The following is a 3,154-nucleotide window of genomic DNA, read 5'->3' as shown; positions in this document are numbered from 1 at the left end:
TAAATGGAGAATCGAAATGAGCAAAGAAAGAAGGTGCAATTGAAACAAGAAACGAATTACCAGATATCTCCTTGAGTTTCTTCAGATCTCTGCGATAATTCTTTGCGCCCTGGGGACATATATCAATACATTCACCGCAGAGAATGCACTCATCTTCAATAATTTGGGATTTGCCACTACTGAAGCTTATTGATTTAACCTGACAATTTCTCAGGCACTTATAGCAATACTGGCAGTTTGCATTATTTGAAAGGATATACTCACTCATTTGATTCACCTTTTTTTCTCATACATTCTTTAACGATTTCTACAACATTGCCGGCAGTAATTCCTGAATAAAGTTTTCCGTCGATTTCCATACTTATGCCATTGATACAGTTCCCAAAGCAAAGAGACCCAACAAGTTGTAGATTGGGATATTCCTTTTGTAGTTCTCTGAGTTTTTGAACGACCTTGTATGATCCTTTTAAATGGCAAGAGCTTCCAAGGCAAATTTTAACCACCATATTCTCACCCTATTATCGTTATAATTTTCACGTTATATTTTTCACAATTATTTTATCTTCTTTCTTCGATGTTGTCAAAGGCCATCTGAGCGATTGTTACCATACGTTCTTTTTTGCTTTACAAACACACTTGCCGAACTTCATTCTGCCAGTTCCATTATTTGAAATCAGGCCAATTCCGCTATTTGGGGTATTATTTATATCTGCTTTTCTTTATTGACTCCTTGTTTTCTTCGTTATAAAATATTTGCATTGACTTCGGGAGGTGAAACGGATGGATCTCAACAGTATTCTTAGATGCCCATTATGCCATGGAGAGCTTTCTATTTCACAAAAAGGGTTCTATTGCGCTGCATGTGATAGAAGATACAAAAAGAGAGCAGGGGTATATGATTTTCTCATCTCAGGGGAAGACCAATGGGCTATGTTAGGCAAGGGATTCATGGATGGTCAGGAAGAATTGAGGAACCGTTTATTCGAAACTGATGAATCCGAACTATCTCCTTCAGACCTTCTAATGAAAGCGGTAGCTCTTTGGTATATGGAGGAGTTTCAGGAACTTGAAAAAATCTCCAAAGAAGCTTTGTCTGCCATCTATACCCCTGAATACAACCGTGCAATGGAAAACTCCGTAAAATATGCGATTGAATTGCTGAAAAAGGAAAACGGAACAATCCTCGATTTAGCATCAGGCATGGGTGGTTTTCTTAGTGATTTGCTTAAAGAACATTCAGGAAATTTCATTTCGGTTGATATAAGCGCAACGAGCAGTTCCATACTCAGGCAGTACCTGAGTTACAAAGGTTGGGGCAACAGGGTAACACAGGTTGTTGCGGACGCAGCAAAATTGCCTTTCAAGGATAAGTCTATCGATGTCATAACTACCGCCGCTGGGTTTCAGAATATGCAAAACGCTCTGCCTGTTTTTAAAGAACTTCGCAGAGTTGCTAAAAAGCTCATCGCTTTGTGCATTTTCATGGAAGAAGGAGACCCGAATTTGGCTCATGTTAGCGACAAAACCTTGCATGTCGGCAAGTACTTTAAGAAAGCCCTTGAGAAAGCAGGCTGGGAAGTGAGCTTTGAAAATGAAATAAGAGCCAGGGCTGAGCCGACACCTGCTTCAAAGATATTTGGCGTAAAGCCCGACAAAATACCTGTCGTTCCCACCATATTTAAATTTACAACTGTGGTCGCGACCGCACTTTGATCTGTTAGTGAAAAATGTGATTATTGAAATTTGCAATATTCTTCTATGCTGTCATTTAACTTTGAAAGCTTCGGAGTATATTAGTTTTAGAAAGAGATTTCGTGGGGGTGCGAAATGAATCATAAAAAGCGTTATGAAACCGCATTGAGGCTTTCAAAGGAACTTGAAGAAGAGCACAGGGATAATCTAATCTGCTGCTGCCTTTACGGTTCTACGGCAAGAGGTGAAGATACACACTGGTCTGATCTTGAGCTTTTCGCAGTAGTTAAAAAAGAGGTTAAACCAAGGCACCTTCTGATAGACATGGTTCCTGTTGGGATAAACACAATAACAGAAGCCAGGCTTATACATATCCTGGAGAACCCTGGTTTAGAATGGCCCTTCTATGCCGGGCTGGTGGCAAATCTAACGGTGCTTTCAGGTAATTATTCCGCACCTGCGAGATATTATGAAGCTGCGATGAGCGTACCAAAAGAAAAATTCAAAATAGCCTTACAGAGAAGCCTTCCTGAGCTGGTGTTTGAATCATGGGGAAGAATTTTTTCCTGCATTGCGAGGAGAAAATACGAGGACATCTATTGCGCAGTCATAGAAACTCTTCTTGAAATGAAGACCGCACTTTGTCTTCTCAATGGAAAGCATGTGAGCAGAGATTATTTTGAGGGCATAAAGGAGTCTTTTGGTTTTGAAAAGAAGCCAAAGGACTATCCGAAGCTTGCCACAAGGCTGTGGAATAGCCATGATCCAGCAGCGATAGCAAAAGATGCACGAGAGCTTATGGAAAACTACATTTCATTACTGAAAGCAGAGGGAATAGTGCCAAATTAAACAGCACTCGCATGAAAGCGGGTGCTGTTTAAAAACTGAATTCAGAAGTCCTAAAACCAAAAAAGGTTTTCTTCAAAGGGCATCAAGTAAGATCAAAACTATTTCACTGGCACAAAAATATCCAGCTCGCTATTCTCTTTGAAATCGTTGAAACGTTCATCATAGAACTCAAAATGGTATGTATTCCATTTAGCTTCATACTCACTATTCGGGAGGTACCTGTTGTAAATGAAATCAAAAGTGTCATGAAGTGTCTCAAGGCTTCCTATGTGGGTAAAAACAAGGTATTTTGATTGCGAGATTTCTTTTTTTACCATGTTTTCAGGTATTTTTTCAAAATGCCTTGCAGGAACACAGGCAATATACTCAAAATTACCTTCCTTATCCATTGGTCCCATCAATCCATAACACTCTTTAAAAGCCGAAAAATTTTCCAGAGTTCAGTTATTTCACCTTTTTCGTTCTTTCCGTAATATCTCATTCCAATGGCTTCGAATGCGGGTTTTGTTACAATACTCGGTTTCATAAAACCATCTCCCTATTATTTTTTTTGCAGTGATGGTCATAGGATTCAAAAATTAAGAACATAATGGTATATAACATTATACCATGT

General features: G+C 39.2%; 6 protein-coding genes. 2 read left to right on the top strand and 4 right to left on the bottom strand.

The features are described 5' to 3' along the window. Positions 1–268, bottom strand: a 268-nt coding sequence (locus tag AC3LHT_RS09945; RefSeq protein ID WP_488662778.1) for a 4Fe-4S binding protein, incomplete at its 3' end; no start/stop codon positions are given. Then, positions 261–506, bottom strand: a complete 246-nt coding sequence (locus AC3LHT_RS09940; protein ID WP_367115418.1) for a (2Fe-2S) ferredoxin domain-containing protein — start codon at positions 504–506, stop codon at positions 261–263. The genes AC3LHT_RS09940 and AC3LHT_RS09945, both read right to left, overlap by 8 nt. Positions 507–780: 274 nt before the next feature. On the opposite strand from AC3LHT_RS09940, the gene AC3LHT_RS09935 reads away from it, so the two are divergent. Continuing rightward, positions 781–1,713, top strand: coding sequence for a methyltransferase domain-containing protein (locus tag AC3LHT_RS09935; RefSeq protein ID WP_488662777.1), 933 nt, complete (start codon positions 781–783; stop codon positions 1,711–1,713). Between the two features lie 114 nt (positions 1,714–1,827). Further along, complete coding sequence (locus AC3LHT_RS09930; protein WP_488662776.1) at positions 1,828–2,541, top strand: hypothetical protein; 714 nt, start codon at positions 1,828–1,830, stop codon at positions 2,539–2,541. Positions 2,542–2,639: 98 nt separating this feature from the next. Here the strand turns inward: AC3LHT_RS09930 and AC3LHT_RS09925 are convergent, their stop codons facing one another. Beyond that, a complete protein-coding gene (locus tag AC3LHT_RS09925; RefSeq protein ID WP_488662775.1) occupies positions 2,640–2,930 on the bottom strand; it encodes a GyrI-like domain-containing protein in 291 nt (96 codons plus the stop codon). Between the two features lie 8 nt (positions 2,931–2,938). Beyond that, a complete protein-coding gene (locus AC3LHT_RS09920) occupies positions 2,939–3,067 on the bottom strand; it encodes a GyrI-like domain-containing protein (RefSeq protein WP_290647279.1) in 129 nt (42 codons plus the stop codon). Positions 3,068–3,154 lie beyond the last annotated feature (87 nt).

Source organism: Kosmotoga sp., from assembly GCF_982836095.1.
Note: the sequence above shows the minus strand (reverse complement) of the source record. Positions and strands in the feature narration are given on the sequence as shown.

Excerpts from the sequence above, each read along its gene's own strand:
- AC3LHT_RS09940 (WP_367115418.1), bottom strand. The coding sequence starts at position 506 with ATGGTGGTTAAAATTTGCCTTGGAAGCTCTTGCCATTTAAAAGGATCA.
- AC3LHT_RS09935 (WP_488662777.1), top strand. The coding sequence starts at position 781 with ATGGATCTCAACAGTATTCTTAGATGCCCATTATGCCATGGAGAGCTT.
- AC3LHT_RS09930 (WP_488662776.1), top strand. The coding sequence starts at position 1,828 with ATGAATCATAAAAAGCGTTATGAAACCGCATTGAGGCTTTCAAAGGAA.
- AC3LHT_RS09925 (WP_488662775.1), bottom strand. The coding sequence starts at position 2,930 with ATGGATAAGGAAGGTAATTTTGAGTATATTGCCTGTGTTCCTGCAAGG.
- AC3LHT_RS09920 (WP_290647279.1), bottom strand. The coding sequence starts at position 3,067 with ATGAAACCGAGTATTGTAACAAAACCCGCATTCGAAGCCATTGGAATG.